17 protein-coding genes and 1 pseudogene are annotated in these 16069 nt (G+C 53.4%); 4 read left to right on the top strand and 14 right to left on the bottom strand.

Translation table 11 applies throughout. From position 1 onward, the window contains the following. Positions 1-376 precede the first annotated feature (376 nt). Entirely contained in the window at positions 377-2269 is a 1893-nt protein-coding gene (locus tag ACFO6X_RS11325) for an ATP-binding cassette domain-containing protein (protein ID WP_382433081.1), read from the top strand. Between the two features lie 49 nt (positions 2270-2318). Here ACFO6X_RS11325 and ACFO6X_RS11320 read toward each other — a convergent pair whose 3' ends face one another. From ACFO6X_RS11320 to ACFO6X_RS11290, 7 genes are all read right to left on the bottom strand, one after another. Next, the gene (locus ACFO6X_RS11320) at positions 2319-3419 is read right to left on the bottom strand and encodes a protein-glutamate methylesterase/protein-glutamine glutaminase (RefSeq protein ID WP_382433071.1); all 1101 of its coding nucleotides are present in this window, start codon (positions 3417-3419) and stop codon (positions 2319-2321) included. An 18-nt stretch (positions 3420-3437) separates the two neighbouring features. After that, positions 3438-4175: a chemoreceptor glutamine deamidase CheD gene (gene cheD / locus ACFO6X_RS11315; RefSeq protein WP_382433069.1), complete on the bottom strand. Its 738-nt coding sequence runs from the start codon at positions 4173-4175 to the stop codon at positions 3438-3440. 39 nt (positions 4176-4214) lie between these two features. After that, a complete protein-coding gene (locus ACFO6X_RS11310) occupies positions 4215-5108 on the bottom strand; it encodes a CheR family methyltransferase (RefSeq protein ID WP_382433067.1) in 894 nt (297 codons plus the stop codon). Between the two features lie 99 nt (positions 5109-5207). Continuing rightward, positions 5208-5696, bottom strand: a complete 489-nt coding sequence (locus ACFO6X_RS11305; RefSeq protein WP_382433065.1) for a chemotaxis protein CheW — start codon at positions 5694-5696, stop codon at positions 5208-5210. 64 nt (positions 5697-5760) lie between these two features. Beyond that, entirely contained in the window at positions 5761-7893 is a 2133-nt protein-coding gene (locus tag ACFO6X_RS11300; protein ID WP_382433063.1) for a chemotaxis protein CheW, read from the bottom strand. A 39-nt stretch (positions 7894-7932) separates the two neighbouring features. Then, positions 7933-8295 carry a response regulator gene (locus tag ACFO6X_RS11295; RefSeq protein WP_382433061.1) on the bottom strand — a complete coding sequence of 121 codons (363 nt, stop codon included), beginning with the start codon at positions 8293-8295 and terminating at the stop codon, positions 7933-7935. Positions 8296-8348: 53 nt separating this feature from the next. Next, positions 8349-8795: a hypothetical protein gene (locus ACFO6X_RS11290; protein WP_382433059.1), complete on the bottom strand. Its 447-nt coding sequence runs from the start codon at positions 8793-8795 to the stop codon at positions 8349-8351. Positions 8796-8950: 155 nt separating this feature from the next. Here ACFO6X_RS11290 and ACFO6X_RS11285 point away from each other — a divergent pair, with 155 nt between their 5' ends. Together ACFO6X_RS11285 and ACFO6X_RS11280 are read left to right on the top strand one after the other, a co-directional pair. Then, positions 8951-10075, top strand: a complete 1125-nt coding sequence (locus tag ACFO6X_RS11285; protein WP_382433057.1) for a hybrid sensor histidine kinase/response regulator — start codon at positions 8951-8953, stop codon at positions 10073-10075. After that, a complete protein-coding gene (locus ACFO6X_RS11280; protein WP_382433055.1) occupies positions 10072-10701 on the top strand; it encodes a response regulator in 630 nt (209 codons plus the stop codon). The genes ACFO6X_RS11285 and ACFO6X_RS11280 overlap by 4 nt, the downstream gene beginning before the upstream one ends. Positions 10702-10705: 4 nt before the next feature. Here the strand turns inward: ACFO6X_RS11280 and tnpA are convergent. Then, positions 10706-11123: pseudogene (gene tnpA, locus ACFO6X_RS11275) on the bottom strand (IS200/IS605 family transposase). Between the two features lie 20 nt (positions 11124-11143). Here tnpA and ACFO6X_RS11270 point away from each other — a divergent pair. Then, positions 11144-12418 (top strand): RNA-guided endonuclease InsQ/TnpB family protein, encoded by a 1275-nt coding sequence (locus ACFO6X_RS11270; RefSeq protein ID WP_382433053.1) that lies wholly within the window; start codon positions 11144-11146, stop codon positions 12416-12418. 29 nt (positions 12419-12447) lie between these two features. Here the strand turns inward: ACFO6X_RS11270 and fliR are convergent, their stop codons facing one another. Genes fliR through fliM form a run of 6 tightly spaced genes read right to left on the bottom strand, consistent with a single transcriptional unit; the run spans position 12448 to position 16065 of the window. Beyond that, positions 12448-13218: a flagellar biosynthetic protein FliR gene (gene fliR / locus ACFO6X_RS11265; protein WP_382433079.1), complete on the bottom strand. Its 771-nt coding sequence runs from the start codon at positions 13216-13218 to the stop codon at positions 12448-12450. 15 nt (positions 13219-13233) lie between these two features. After that, positions 13234-13503 carry a flagellar biosynthesis protein FliQ gene (fliQ, locus tag ACFO6X_RS11260; RefSeq protein ID WP_382433051.1) on the bottom strand — a complete coding sequence of 90 codons (270 nt, stop codon included), beginning with the start codon at positions 13501-13503 and terminating at the stop codon, positions 13234-13236. A gap of 12 nt (positions 13504-13515) precedes the next feature. Next, positions 13516-14280: a flagellar type III secretion system pore protein FliP gene (fliP, locus tag ACFO6X_RS11255; protein ID WP_382433049.1), complete on the bottom strand. Its 765-nt coding sequence runs from the start codon at positions 14278-14280 to the stop codon at positions 13516-13518. After that, positions 14273-14620, bottom strand: a complete 348-nt coding sequence (locus ACFO6X_RS11250) for a FliO/MopB family protein (RefSeq protein ID WP_382433047.1) — start codon at positions 14618-14620, stop codon at positions 14273-14275. The genes fliP and ACFO6X_RS11250 overlap by 8 nt, the downstream gene beginning before the upstream one ends. Before the next feature lie 7 nt (positions 14621-14627). Next, the gene (fliN, locus tag ACFO6X_RS11245; protein WP_382433045.1) at positions 14628-15071 is read right to left on the bottom strand and encodes a flagellar motor switch protein FliN; all 444 of its coding nucleotides are present in this window, start codon (positions 15069-15071) and stop codon (positions 14628-14630) included. Beyond that, positions 15061-16065: a flagellar motor switch protein FliM gene (gene fliM / locus ACFO6X_RS11240; protein ID WP_382433043.1), complete on the bottom strand. Its 1005-nt coding sequence runs from the start codon at positions 16063-16065 to the stop codon at positions 15061-15063. The genes fliN and fliM overlap by 11 nt, the downstream gene beginning before the upstream one ends. Between the last annotated feature and the right edge of the window lie 4 nt (positions 16066-16069).

The following is a 16069-nucleotide window of genomic DNA, read 5'->3' as shown; positions in this document are numbered from 1 at the left end:
ATATCAGAAGTTTTTATCTCCTGTCAAAGCATGGGGTTTTTAATTCCCGCCACCTTGAAATCCTTGCCGCTTACTTAGCACGCTTGGTATCAAACATTGCTTAGTAGCGAAGCCTCGAATTCTACATCGAATTTAGCAGCAATGGCAAGAAAACTTGAGAAATCTTTGCGACTACTGCTTAAACCGTGGGGAGTTCAAGTTGTTGCTGATGGGTTGGTTGTGTGAACAACTGGTCCTTATCGGCAGCAAGGGGCGCATTGTAGCACCAAATTTTGGCACTATCAGGTCTGTGGAACCAGATTGATCGGTTTTTGTGATGATCGTCTGGAAAGGTGATCGTGATCGTACTGGCACGGCACTGATAATGGGCTACATCATGGCACTGATTACATTACTCAACGCGCAGCTGGCCTTCGGGCATGTGGCTCTACTGGATCACACCAACTTCTCGCTGGAGGCGGGGGAACGGGTCGGCCTGATTGGCCGCAACGGTGCTGGCAAGTCCTCGTTGCTCAAAATTTTGGGGGGCTTGGCACTCCCTGATGACGGCAACAAACATGTGCAGCAAGGAGTTCGAATTGCTTATGTGGCCCAAGAGCCTGTACTAGATGCAGACACATCCGTTTTTCAGGCAACGTCGGAAGGTTTGGCAGCAGTCATCGCTTTGCGTGAGCAGTACCTAGAAGGCAAAGAAGGTGTCGATCTGGATGCACTGCAAACACAGATTGAAGCTTTTGATGCTTGGAATTGGGAACAACGTGTAGAAGAGACACTGCAACGGTTGCATCTGGATCCGGCAGAGCGGGTTGGCAATCTTTCTGGTGGTACTAAAAAACGGGTTGCCTTGGCACAGGCGCTCGTAACACGCCCTGATGTACTGCTGCTGGATGAGCCCACCAACCACCTAGATTTGGACTCTATTGAATGGCTGGAGAGCTTGCTGCTGGACTTTCCGGGTAGCGTTGTCACGATCACCCATGACCGGAGCTTCTTGGACAATATCGCTACTCGCATTGTTGAATTAGATCGGGGAGCATTACGCTCTTACCCCGGCAATTTTGCCCAGTACCAACTGCAAAAGCAGGAACAATTGGCACAAGAGGAAACGATCTCGGCCAAGGCAGACAAGTTGCTAGCACAGGAGGAGATTTGGATACGCAAGGGCGTGGAGGCCCGGCGCACCCGTAGCCAGAGCCGTGTTGCCCGCCTAGAGGCTTTGCGTACCCGCCGGGCGGCACGCCGAGAAACCTTGGGTAGTGTGAAAATGGACCTAGCGTCTGGTACCCCCAGTGGCAAGATCGTGGCTGAACTGGACGATGTTTCTAAATCGTTTGGTGAAAAAATGGTTGTTCGCCATTTCAGCGGTACGATTTTGCGTGGTGACAAGGTCGGGCTGATTGGCCCCAATGGCGCCGGCAAGACAACCCTGCTCAAACTGATTCTGGGCGAGTTGGCCGCGGACAGCGGACGGATACGACAAGGTGCCAACCTACAAGTGGCGTATTTTGACCAGATGCGCCATAAGATTGATCTGGATGCAACACTGGAAGACTTCATCAGCCCTGGCAGTGAATGGATTGAGATTGGCACACAACGCAAACACGTCAAGAGCTATTTAGGAGACTTTCTCTTTTCGCCTGCCCGTGCCCACTCTCCAGTACGTTCGCTTTCTGGGGGGGAGCGCAACCGGTTGCTGCTGGCTCGGCTGTTTGCACGTCCAGCCAATGTGCTAGTGCTCGACGAGCCTACCAACGATTTGGACATCGAGACGCTCGATTTATTAGAGGATCTACTGCAAAGCTATGAAGGCACAGTGTTCCTAGTGAGCCATGACCGAACATTCTTGGACAATGTGGTGACCAGCACCATTGCTTTTGAGGGTGATGGTCTGTGGCGCGAGTACGAAGGTAGCGTAGAAGATTGGTTGATTCAGTCGCGCCGGAGCCGGGAAATCACTGCGACTACAGCCCCAAACAGTACTCCTGTACCGCCCGAGAAGGAACGGAACCAGCAGAAAGAACTTGCCGAAAATAAGCGTGAGCAACCTACCAAACGCAAATTGAGCTACAAAGATCAACGTGACCTAGAGCAATTGCCCGGACAAATCGAGGCTCTGGAAGCCGAACAAAAATCTATCCAAGCAGAGTTGGCGGATGGGGCTCTGTATAGCAAAGACCCGGCCCATGCGATGGCATTGCACACCCGTGAGAGTGAAATCGAAGAGGCACTGATGGCAGCTTTAGAACGCTGGACAGAACTCTCTGCCTGATCCGCAAAGCCAGCACAGTGAAGTGGTGGTACGGACAGCACCGACCACTTCAAATACGGTGATGTGCTTTGTCTGACGTGCCATGCAGACGTGTAATCAGTGCCGATGCGATCTGGTTTAATGGCAATACCTCATCGGCAGCGCCCCGGGCAATAGCTTCTCGAGGCATACCAAACACAATGCAACTGGCTTCGTCCTGAACATAGTTGTAGCTGCCTGCATCACGCATCTCACGCATTGCACTGGCCCCATCTGCCCCCATGCCTGTGAGCATGATGCCAAAAGCATTGCGCCCCACCACAGCAGCAGCCGACTTGAACAATACCTCCACAGAGGGTTTGTGGCGATTGACTGGGGGGCCATCATCCACCACAGCTACATAATTTGCACCACTGCGACTGATAGAGAACTGTTTACCACCCGGTGCAATGTAAGCATGCCCAGGCAGTATGCGCTCACCGTGCACGGCCTCTTTGACAGTGATTTGGCACAAGCCATTGAGACGTGCCGCAAAACTGGTGGTGAACCCTGGTGGCATGTGCTGAGTGATCACAATTGCAGGACAGTCCGCAGGCAATTGCACCAAGATTTCCTTGATGGCTTCTGTCCCGCCCGTAGAGGCACCGATAAATATCAACTTTTCGGTAGAAACACGCCCTAAAAGACTACTGGTAGGAGCAAAGGCTGCCGCTGTCGGCCCTTCTGTCTTGGCTGCCACTACTGGAGGACGCTGAATACGATGAACATGGGCCACTGCTGCTACCCGGATTTTTTCTACAATCTGACCTGCCAACTCTTGCAGCCCAGTGGCCAGCCCCACCCGTGGTTTGGCTACAAAGTCGACTGCGCCCAACTCAAGTGCCTTCAAAGTGACTTCTGCACCACGCTCTGTCAGGGTGGACACCATCACCACAGGCATGGGCCGCAAACGCATGAGGCGCCCCAGAAAATCAATCCCGTCCATACGAGGCATTTCGACATCCAATGTGATGACGTCTGGATTCATCTCGCGGATCATTTCTCGGGCGATCAAAGGATCATGGGCAGTACCGATGCACTCCATATCATGCTGGCGATTGATGATTTCTGCGAGCAAGCTGCGTACCAACGCTGAATCATCCACCACAATTACTCGGATTTTCCTGCTCATCGACCAGCCTTTTTCTCATTAAAACAAATCCACCGAACCACCTGCGGTAGTTTGTACTACCGCAGCGGCATTGCCACGCTTTTCCTGTGCAAGTACATCAGGATGTGCATGGGCAAGCCGCTTGACCATCGCCTTTCCTGTAGTGGGAAAGAATACTACCTTGCGCGGATAGATATCCATCACATCTTCAGAGACAATTGGTATTCTCTCTGTACGCAAATAATTGACAACAAACTGGGTGTTTCGCTCTCCGACATTCATGGTCGTGAAATTATGCATAACCTGGGCACCCCCAAAAATCTTGGCTTGCATAGTTTCACGTCGGGCGCCCATTTTCTGCATCTCGTTGATCAATAGCTCCATTGCATAAGAACCATAACGCCCTGAAACATCCAACGCATCGCCCTCTGGGAGCATGAAATGGTTCATTCCGCCCACCTGCATTCGGCTATCCCACAAACAAGCAGCAATACATGACCCTAAGACAGTCATGATAATTATTTTTTTGTCAGATACAAAATATTCGCCGGGGAGGACTTTAACTGCATTATGTTGAAAATGATGGTCAAAGAAAAAGAAGCTTGCTTGCCCTGGTCGCCGGGGTTGTGATTTTAATATCTCTAGCGAAACATCTTTAGATGCCTCGTTAGAACTGGACGGTGCTGTATTTTGTGCAGGGGCAGAAATGGAAGATCCATGCCCACTGGCCTTGAGAGGTATGGCAGGAGCAACCGATGCAGAACGAAAATTAAACATGAAGGCACCACCACTGAGCGAAAAGAGGGATGCTCAACATCAACGCCGCTCATACACCGTTTTACCTCGCAAGGTAAAAAGATCACGCGATTCACTAAAATTTTCTGCATGCCCCACAAACAACAGCCCTCCGGGCTTGAGTACCCGATGGATACGTTCAAGCACACTACGCTGTGTTTTAGCATCAAAATAAATCATCACGTTACGGCAAAAAACCGCATCGAACGGCTCACGAAACGGCCAATCATCTCGAATCAAATTGACAATCATGAACTCAATCAAGCTGCGCAGATCTGGTTTGACACGTAGTAAACCAATGTTAGATCCTTTACCACGCAGAAAGAACTTCTGCAACCGCTCTTGACTCAGCCCCTTCATGGCCTCCATTCTATAAACGCCCTGTGCTGCAGTAGCCAATACCCGTGAATCAATATCACTGGCAGTGAGCTTAAAGTGGGCATGTGCCCCCAACGCTTCCAAGGCTGTCATGACGATTGAATAGGGCTCCTCTCCTGTAGAAGCTGCATTGCACCAAACACGCCATGAATTTCCGGCGGGCTTGGAACGCAAATGCTCTGCCAATATTTCAAAGTGGTGTTGCTCACGAAAGAATGCCGTTAGATTGGTAGTGAGTGCATTGATAAATTCTTGCCACTCCAGCCCATCGTGTTTTTCTAACCAGTCAAGATACTCCCGAAAGCTGGTATGCCCAGTTTCACGTAGCCGCCGAGAGAGTCGGCTATACACCATCGCATGTTTACCGTCATGGAGGCTGATGCCTGCACGCTGATAAATGAGTGCTTGAACACGAGAAAAGTCGGCATCAGACCACGCAAACTCACGCCCTTGCTCTAAGGGGCCCGATGTATCTAACCCCGATGGAAAGGAAGTTTCTACAGACCGAGGAGGATTCGATAGTTTGGTGTGGCGCATAGGAGATGAGTTCTGCAAATTACTGTCTATTTATCGATAGCCACACCCTTTACGCCAGCAAATTAATTATTAACTTGCTGGCTGAAGATTGAATCTACATCAATCACCCATAGAAACCAAGCCCATATCTACACTGGACATCAGTTTTTCAATATCCAACAGAATCAGCATTCGATCTCCGACAGAGCCAAGGCCAAGGATACATCCATTATCAATGACACTATCAATATCTGGTGCAGCACGAATACTCTCTGGCGCCAATTCCATCACATCACTAACAGAATCGACTACGATACCAACCACCCGCTGACGCAGATTGAGAATAATGACAACCGTGAAACTATTGTATTCTACATGCGAGCAATTAAACTTGAGTCGCATATCTACGATCGGCACAATAGTGCCTCTCAAATTTACAACGCCTTTAATAAACTCTGGTGCGTTAGCAATACGTGTGGGAGCTTCATATCCACGTATTTCCTGAACCTTCAGAATATCAATACCATACTCTTCTTGATCAAGGCGAAATGTAAGATATTCCCGTGCTCCTGAAGATACATTGTCAGCCGTTTTTCCCACTACGCTCATGGTGAATTTCCTTTTATCACATGCCAAGCCTGCACATTGAATTTTCTATGTGCAGGCTTAACGATCAATAACGTGCCCGACGAACCAAGCCGCCAATATCCAAAATAAGCGCCACCTTACCATCACCCAAAATAGTGGCTCCGGAGACATTTGGCACCTTGCGATAGTTGCTTTCGAGATTTTTCACCACCACTTGGTGCTGCCCCAGCAACTCGTCTACCAACAGCGCCACGCGCGAGCCATCGGCCTCTACCACCACCATGATGGTGCTGGATTTTTCTTGATTGACCCGGGGCACTTGGAAAATGCGCTCCAAGGCAATGACAGGCATGTATTCGTCTCGAACCTTGACCAGCTGCGCGCCCTGCGCCACGGTGCTGACATCATCGGGATTGACCTGAAAGGATTCGACTACCGAGGACAAAGGCAGGATGTAGACCTCATCGCCAACACCCACAGACATGCCGTCCATGATGGCCAGCGTTAGCGGCAAACGCACCGCTACTTTCATGCCCTGGCCTTCGAAGGATTCGATCTCTACAGTGCCATTGAGGGCTGCGATATTACGTTTGACAACGTCCAACCCCACACCACGGCCCGAAATGTCAGTGATGACTTCTGCTGTGGAAAAGCCAGGAGCAAAGATGAGCATCCAAACTTCGGCATCTGGCATTTGATCAGAAACGTCCAGACCCCGCTCACGCGCCTTATTCAGGATCTTTTCCCGAGACAGTCCCTTGCCATCATCACGCACCTCAATGACGATAGAGCCACCTTGGTGCGATGCAGACAGGATGATGGTGCCATTTTCAGGCTTACCCTTGGCCAGGCGCTCGGCAGGCATTTCAATGCCATGATCACAGCTATTACGAACCAAGTGGGTGAGTGGGTCGGTGATTTTTTCTACCAACCCTTTGTCCAACTCGGTGGCCTCGCCGTGGGTGACAAAATCCACCTTTTTGCCCAACTTGTTCGCCAGATCACGCAACATGCGCGGGAAACGACTGAACACCACCGACATCGGGATCATGCGGATCGACATGACCGATTCTTGCAGGTCGCGGGTGTTGCGATCGAGATCGGCCAAACCAGCCAGCAGTTGCTGGTAGACGGCAGCATCCAGCCCACGACTGTTCTGGGCCAACATGGCTTGGGTAATGACCAACTCGCCCACCAAGTTGATCAATTGATCGACCTTGTTGACTGCCACCCGGATGGTGGTGGACTCCATCTGTGCTGCTTGGCTACTGATCTTGGGTGCGCCACTGCTGACCGGGGCTGGAGCAGCAGCAGGTGCCAATGCCGGGACAGGTGCTGGTGCTGGTGCTGGAGGCGCCACGGACTCAGATGGCGCCGCGGCCACATCACCAAACAAGCCGTAAGGATGCTCGGCCCCAGCCTGGGGAGCAGCAGCCACTGGTGGCTGGGCTACAGCGGCCAGATCCATAGACCGTATCTGCACTTGCTCCTTGGAGACGTGGAAAGCAAACAGATCCAGCAGGTCTTCATTGGTAGAGGATGTCTCGACGGCAAACAGTCGGGTACCAGCGTCTGCACAGGCAAGGTCACTGATGGTGCCCAAGCCGGGAATATCACGGAACAGCTCCTTGACCGCGTCCGCCTGCTCTACCAACGGCAAGGGGCCAATGCGAATTTCTAAGCGGCGCACACCAGGCGGCAACGGCTCCAAAACCACTGGCGCTGCGGCAACAGGTGCGGGGGCTGGTGCAGGAGGTGGTGGAGGCGGTGGCGCCTGCACTGGTGCAGGCACCACGCCAGAGACCAACTGGCGAATACGTGCCACCAAATCGGTAGTGGACAAGGCCTCCCCTTGTCCACCGGCTTGGTGACGGGCCAACAGACTGCGCGATGCGTCTGCGGACTCTAACAAGACATCGATCATCTCGGGGATGAGCTGCAACTCATGCCGACGCAAACGATCGAGGAGCGACTCCATTTGATGGGTTAACTCAGCCACATCAGCAAAGCCGAAGGTGGCAGCGCCTCCTTTGATGGAATGGGCACAACGGAAGATGCCATTGAGATCCTCATCGCTAACCGCCGCTACATCGAGCGCCAGCAGGATGCGTTCCATCTGATCGAGGTTCTCACCAGCCTCCTCGAAAAAGATCTGGTAGAACTGGGTAAGGTCAAAATCTGCCCCTGACCCTGTGCCTTCTTGATAGCTTTCACCCATGCGGGGCTCCTGTGTACGTGCGGTAGCTGTGCATCACAATTAACGAATGACTTTCCGGATCACTTCAATGAGCCGGTTGGGATCGAAGGGCTTGACCAGCCAACCCGTGGCTCCGGCACTGCGTCCTGCCTGCTTCATCTGGTCGCTCGATTCGGTGGTAAGAATCAGAATGGGGGTTGTCTTGAACTTGGGGTGCTCACGCAGCTTGCGTGTCAGCCCCAGACCATCAAGCCGGGGCATGTTCTGATCAGCCAAGACCAGCGCAATGTCTTGATCTTGCGCTTTTTCGTAGGCATCCTGACCGTCTACCGCCTCGACAACATGGTAGCCAGCCCCGGTCAGGGTGAAGGCCACCATTTTTCGCATGGATGGCGAGTCATCAACGGCAAGAATCGATTGCATGTAAGGCTCCAACAGAATTTGCAAGAATTTGTATATAACTCGGATTGTGCCGTTCAAAACAGCTCAATGGAGCCTGCATCCATCTCGCTTTGCGTGACAGGGTTGGGGCGTTCAGGCTCAATGCCCACAAACGAAGCGGCTTCTTCACCCTCATCATCTCCCATAGTTTCGGCGGCCAACCGGAATGCACAGGCTTGTAGCACCTTGGTGGTGTGCCCGATCAACTGAGATGCCATATCTTGGAACTGTAGCTCAGTCACCGCCCGGCGCAAGGCCGTACGAACACGGAGTACCTCTTCGGATTCACCCAATGCTGGATCATTGAGTGCATCATTGGCTTGACTGAAATTTTCTAGGAGCTTGTCTGCGGCATGACCCAAAAGCCCCTCCAACCGATGCAGATCGTGCATCACCACCATCAGGGAATCCTGTAAATCGGCAGCCACCATCACAGGCACCTGCACGCCAGGGACTCCAGTTTTTGTTAGGGTTGGTTGCATTGTTTCTCCAAGGCTGCGTCTCGTTTGCATAGCACACGTGCTGCACTATCCTATCGTGGTATCGCACTTGCACAGGCTCAGAGTATGTCTCCCCCACCCGTACTGCCTGTTTATCACCATTCCAGCACACTTTCAGCTGTTTGAACTTCTGTCCTATGATAGCGTCACCCATGGCTCGCCACGACCCAGAGCAGCGCCTTTCCATTTTGCATCTGGAAGACTCCTTGGCGGATCACCGTCTGACGGTCATGACCTTGCGCCGGGCACCACTGGTGTTTGACATCCATCATGCGGACTCTTTAGAGGCCTTTCAGACACTGATGGCCCATCATCCGATTGATGTGATCTTGGCCGACTACCAACTGCCTGGCTTTACTGCGATGGATGCTTGGCAATTGATTGTCCAAAATCCCAATCACCCACCTTTTATTTTGCTGTCTGGTGCCATTGGTGAGAAGGCTGCCGTAGATGCGATCCGCCTAGGTATTGCCGACTATGTGCTCAAAGATGATATGGCCCGGCTGCCCCATGTGATGCAACGCGCCTGCGAGGTACACGAATCCCGCCGCTTGCGCGAGCAAGCTGTGCAAGAGTTGGCCGCCTCCCAAAAGCGGTTGGCCGAATTGACCGAGCATTTGCAAAGCTCGATTGAGCAAGAACGGGCGGCCATTGCCCGAGAAATTCACGATGACATTGGCGGTGCGCTGACGGCGATTCGCTTTGATTTGGCCTGGATTGGACGCCACAGCACACAAGAAGGGGTGCGCGACCATGCCCAAGCAGCAACCAACATGCTGCAACATGCGATTGGGGCAAGCCAGCGCATTATGATGAATCTGCGCCCACCCATTCTGGACCAAGGTCTGGTGGCGGCAGTGCAGTGGTTGGCCGAAGATTTTGAACGTCGCACGAATGTGCCAGTCAAAATGGTAGCCAGCGCCCCCAGTATGCCACTGAGTGACGCCGTGCAACTGGTGGCCTACCGTACCGCTCAAGAGGCGCTGACCAATATCTCAAAATATGCCGCTCCCACACAGGTACGCATTGATCTGTCAGACTCTGAGGGCATGCTAACGCTGGAAGTTGCTGACAACGGCCAGGGGTTGGACATGCGTGCGCTCGAAAAACCCAAAGCCTTTGGCATCAAGGGATTGCAAGAGCGGGCCAGAATGGTAGATGGCTGGCTAGATATCAGCAGTCGACCAGGACAGGGTACCTCACTGATTCTTTCTGTGCCCCTGGTCTCTACACACCCCTTCACAGGAGACGAGCGAACATGATCCATGTGGTGCTTTGTGATGACCATGCCGTAGTGCGCCGTGGCATCCGTGATACCTTGGCTGAGGCTCCTGACATACAGATCACTGGCGAGGCTGGCAGCTATCCCGAACTGCGGGAGGTGCTGCGCAACGCTCTGTGCGATGTGCTGTTGTTGGATCTGAATATGCCGGGGCGCAGCGGTCTTGAGGTACTGAGCAGCCTGAAGGAAACAGATTCAGCTATCAAGGTGCTGGTGGTGTCAATGTATCCGGAAGACCAGTATGCTGTGCGTTGTCTACGGGCGGGCGCACAGGGGTATGCCAACAAGGCGGCTGATCCGATGGCCTTGATTGACGCTGTGCGCACCATTTTCCAAGGTCGCAAATACCTGACCCCCGAGGTAGCGCAAATGCTGGCGGAGAGCGTGTCCGAACGCACACCAGAGGCGCCGCACACGGCTTTATCGGAGCGCGAATTACAAACCCTATTGAAAATTGCCACAGGCAGGCGGCTGTCGGAAATTGCCGAAGAACTGACCTTGAGTCCGAAAACTGTCAGTGTCTATCGTTCACGGGTGCTGGAAAAACTGGGGCTGTCCAACAACGCCGAACTGACGGTGTATGCCATCCGCAACCAACTGGTTTGATCGCTCAATACGGCATTTGCTGTTGTTCCATATACTGACGAATCACCTCGATAGGTACTCCACCACAACTGCCCGCAAAGTACGGTGGCGACCATAGCGATCGGCCCCAGAGTTTTTGTCGAATGCTGGGGTAATTTTTTTTGCCGAATCATTCGGCTCGGTACGCCCTTGAGGCTGTTGACCAAGGCAGAGACCGAAACCTTGGGCGGATAGTTCACCAGTAAATGCACATGGTCATCTTCCCCATCGAACTCGACCAGTTCGGCTTCAAAATCGGTGCAGACCTTGGCCAAGATGGGGCGTAGATCGTTCAGAATTTGGTCATTGAATACGTCGCGTCGGTATTTTGTGACAAAAACCAAATGGACGTGCATGAGGAAAACACAATGTCTTCCGTGACGAATATCGTTGTTTTTTCTCATAGGCCAAGTAGCATTGGACGATGCAACGTCTGCAAGCCTTTCAATTTGAATTGCGGCCCAATGGTCAGCAAAAGCGTGAAATGCACCGTTTTGCGGGGGCTTGCCGCTTCGTTTTCAACAAGGCGCTGGCGTTGCAAAAAGCCAATCATGAGGCTGGAGGCAAGTTCATCGGCTATGTGGCAATGGCCAAGCAGCTGACCGACTGGCGCAACGGGCCAGAGACGCCGTGGTTGAAAGAAGCCCCAGTGCATCCCTTGCAACATGCGCTCAAAGACTTAGACAGGGCTTATCAACACTTTTTTGCCCAACGTGCAGCTTTCCCGCAGTTCAAGAAAAAAAGCGGCAAACAGAGCTTTCGCTACCCCGATGCCAAGCAGTTCAAGCTCGATGAAGCCAATGGGCGCGTCTTTCTGCCCAAATTGGGCTGGATGCGCCTGCGCCTATCGCGCCCGCTGCTGGGCACACCCAAAAACGCTACCGTCAGCTACCGGGCGGGCAAATGGTATGTGTCGATTCAGACCGAGCGCAAAGTAGAAGCACTCATCCCACAAGCCACTAGCGCCATCGGCATCGACGTAGGCATTACCCGCTTTGCCACCTTCAGCGACGGCGATTTTTTAGCGCCGCTGAACAGTTTCAAGCACCACCAAATCCGGCTGGCCCGCTACCAGCGGCGCATGGCGCGCAAGGTGAAATTTAGCAGCAACTGGAACAAGGAAAAAGCCAAAGTCCAAAAAATTCACACGCGGATTGCAAACTGCCGCAAAGACTTCCTGCACAAAGCCACTACAGCGATCAGCCAAAACCACGCGCTCGTTTGTATCGAAGACTTGCAGGTGGGCAATATATCCAAGTCTGCACAAGGCAGCCGGGAGCAGCCGGGTAAAAATGTCAAGGCCAAGTCGGGCCTGAATTGCTCCAACCTTGATCAAGGTTGGAGCGAGTTTCGGCGACAACTGGAATATAAACTGCAATGGTCGGGCGGGATGCTGGTAGCGGTATTGCCGCAAAACACCAGCTGCACCTGTCCGGCTTGCGCTCATGTGTCCAAGGACAATCGGCGCACACAGGCGCAGTTTCTGTGTGTAGCCTGTGGCTACCAAAACCACGCGGATGTGGTGGGGGCCATGAATGTTTTAGAGCGTGGATTACGCTTGTTAGCCTGTGGAGAGGATGTCAGCCGCGCCAAAGTTGCAAGACCTAAGCGTGCAGCCTCAGTGAAGCAGGAACCCACCGAGGCGACCAGCACAAGCACTATGCTTGTGACTGGCGCGGTAGGAATCCCTTGCTTTTAGGCAGGGGAGGATGTCAACTGTACCCGTGCCTAATGCCGGGTGGCAAACAAGTCAATCGCCTGCTGTAGCAAGGTGAGGATGGGTTGCTCCAGCATGGGCAAGGTGGCCGTGATACCTAACAGCCCAACGGTCAGGGTGACAGGAAAACCCACCGCATAGATGTTCATTTGTGGCGCGACCCGTGAAATGATGCCCATCGTCAGGTTGACGAACAGCAGCAAAGCCATCAGTGGCAATGCAATCCACATCGCACTGGAGAACAATGAAGCCCCCAGTTCATGCAACTTCATCCGGCCCAAAGCCTGTAAAAAGTTTCCGTCGGTTGGGAAGTGGGTAAAACTCTCTACCACGGCCATGATCAACAACAAATGCCCGTTGATGACCACAAAAAGCAGCAGGGCCATCTGCCCAAAAAACCGCCCGACCGCACTAATCTGGGCATTGCTGGTGGGGTCAAAAAAGGAAGCAAAGTTCAGGCCCATCTGCAAGCCCACAATCTCACCGGCCAACTCCACCGAGGCAAAGACTAAGCGCACCGCAAACCCCAAGGCCAAGCCGACAGCCAATTGCTGCATGACAGCCCCCAGCGCAGCAGGGCCATTGAACATGACCAAAGGCTGATCTGCCAGCATGGGCTGTGCGCACACTGCAATAAAAAAAGCCAATCCTACCTTGGCCCGGGCAGGAATGGCACGGATAGAAAAAAGCGGTGCGGCTGTGAACAAAGCAAGCACCCGCAGAAAAGGCCAAAGGATAGGCGACAGCCACCCCACCAGCTGTGCCTCAGAAAAGGTGATCAGGCCCGACGCAGCCATCTAGCCCATGATTCCAGGAATAGACTCAATCGTGCGGCGGATATAGTCCACCAACGTACTGAGCATCCACGGCCCAGCAATAGAGAAAACAATCATGGCAGCCACCAGTTTGGGCACAAAGGCCAGTGTGGCTTCGTGGATTTGGGTGACGGCCTGAAAAATGCTCACCAGCAGGCCTACGGCCAACACCACACCCAACACGGGCATGGAAATCATCAGCAGCAGAGTGAGCGCCTCGCGCCCAATGGTGAGAACCATTTGCGGTGTCATGGATGTCTTTCGTCAGGTGACAAAGCTAGCGGCCAGTGAGCCTACCAGCAGGTTCCAACCATCGGCCAGCACAAACAGCATCAGCTTGAAAGGCAAGGCCACCAACACGGGTGACAACATCATCATCCCCAGCGACATCAAGATGCTAGAGACCACCATATCGATGACCAGAAACGGTATGAAGATCATGAACCCAATCTGGAAAGCCGACTTGAGCTCACTCGTCACAAAAGCGGGCACCAACACCCGCAAAGGTGCAGCCTCTGCCGTGGTGGCTGGGTCTAGTTTGGCCAGCTTAGCAAACAAGGAAAAGTCTGACTGGCGCGTCTGTTTGAGCATGAAAGTCCGCATGGGTGCCTCTGCCTTAGCCACGGCCTGCTCAAAGGTGATGGCATTGGTGGTGTAGGGCACATAGGCCTCCTTGTAGACCTTGTCCAAGGTGGGCCCCATGACAAAGAGTGTCAGGAACAACGATAAGCCAATGATGACTTGGTTGGGCGGTGCCGACTGGGTGCCCAACGCTTGGCGAATCAGAGACAACACAATGACGATCCGTGTGAACCCGGTCATCATCAGCAAGATGCTTGGCAAAAAAGACAACGCTGTAAAGAACAGCAATGTCTGGATGGGGACAGAAAAACTGGTGCCCGAACCCCCAGAACCTACCAAAATCGGCAGGCTACCTGCGGCCTGGGCCAGCACTGGACTGGGCAATGCCAGCGCCAACAGACCGACGGCGGCCACCCCCGCCATTGTCTTGCGCTCGCCCTCACGCATGGCCCACATCCTTGGGGCTGATGGCCTGGCTAGCCTGCGCCACTACTTGGGCAAACGGCACTGGCGCCGTTGGGGTGCAGACCGTGGTGGGCAATACATGCAAGCAACTGATTTGCTGTGCTGTCACACCCAACACCAATCGGGTTTTTTCATGGTCGGCGGCAATTTCTACCGTGACAACGCGCTGCTGTGGCCCCACCGCCACGACCGATAACACTTTGGCGGCCACACCGGCCTGGGTCTGTGCGGCTGCATGGCGTTGCTGCCAATAGCGCAACAACCAAGGCGCCATAGCCAAGGCACCTATAAAAAGTACCACGACCACCAAGGTCTGGGCCATGCTGCCACTATCCGCCACGGCTGACGCGGCGCAGCCGCTCCGAGGGGGTGACTACATCGGTCAGACGAATACCGAATTTGTCGTTCACCACCACCACTTCACCTTGTGCAATCAGGTAGCCATTCACGAGCACGTCCATCGGCTCACCTGCCAGTGCATCCAGCTCTACGACAGAGCCCTGAGCCAATTGCAGGATGTATTTGATAGGCACTTTGGTGCGTCCCAACTCGACCGATAACTGCACTGGAATGTCCAGCACCATGTTGATGTCGTTGATAGGAGGGGCTTCTGCGGCACCACCAAAGGCCCGCAATGACTCGCCCGCTAGCGGCCCACCCTGCTCAGCATCAATGCTGGTGTGGTCGTCCGCCTTTTTCTGCTCTTCCAGTGCTTCAGCCCAACCCGCAAAGGCGTCATCACCTGCGGGCTTGTTTCCGTCTTCATTTGCCATTCTTATCTCCCATCCAACTCAAGTCTGTGGTGCGCAGACATTCTTCGATGCGAATTGCGTATTTAGCGTTGTGTGTGCCATATTGACAATTGAACACCGGCACGCCCCCAATGGAGGCGCGAATGCGGGGTTCACGGTCGAGTTCAATGAAGTCACCCGGTTTCATGGCCAGCAGCTGCTCTACGGTGGCATCAGCCCGTGCCAACTCGGCCACCAGTGTCACTTCTGCCGACTGTATCTCACGCGTTAGCACCCGCACCCAGCGGCGATCTACCTCAATGGAGTCACCCTGTGTGGAGGAGTAGAGCACATCCCGGATAGGCTCCATCGTGGCATAGGGCATACAAATATGAATGGCCCCAGCCAGATCGCCAATTTCTAACTGAAATGCAGTGGAGACAACGATTTCGCTGGGGGTGGCGATGTTGGCAAACTGCGGCTGCATTTCAGAACGCTGGTACTCCAGCTCCAACGGATAAATACCGTGCCACGCCTTTTTGTACTCAGCACAAATCACATCCACCAAACGGTTGATGATGCGCTGCTCGGTGGGGGAAAAATCACGCCCTTCAATCCGAGTCTGGAATTTACCTACCCCCCCAAACAGGGTATCGATGATGCCAAACACCAAGGAGGGCTCGCAAACAATCAAGCCACTGCCACGCAAGGGTCGGATAGCAACGATATTGAAGTTGGTAGGCACCGCCAGTTCGCGCAAAAAGGCGCTGTAACGCTGCACCGCCACCGTGCCCACCGAAATTTCGGGGCTGCGGCGGATAAAGTTGAACAAGCCGATACGGAAATTACGGGCAAAACGCTCGTTGACAATTTCCATCGTCGGCATGCGCCCACGAACAATCCGCTCTTGGCTGGAGATGTCGTAGCGGCGAACCTCGCCATCTTCATGGACTTCTTCAGCATTTTTCTGGCTCTCGCCAGTCACGCCCTCTAGAAGGGCATCAACCTCTTCTTGGGATAAGAATGATTCGCTCATGGCA

Origin of the sequence: Giesbergeria sinuosa (genome assembly GCF_042652905.1) — a bacterium.
GTDB lineage: Bacteria > Pseudomonadota > Gammaproteobacteria > Burkholderiales > Burkholderiaceae_C > Simplicispira > Simplicispira sinuosa.
The sequence above is the reverse complement of the archived record's forward strand: the minus strand, read 5'-3'. Positions and strand labels throughout refer to the sequence as shown.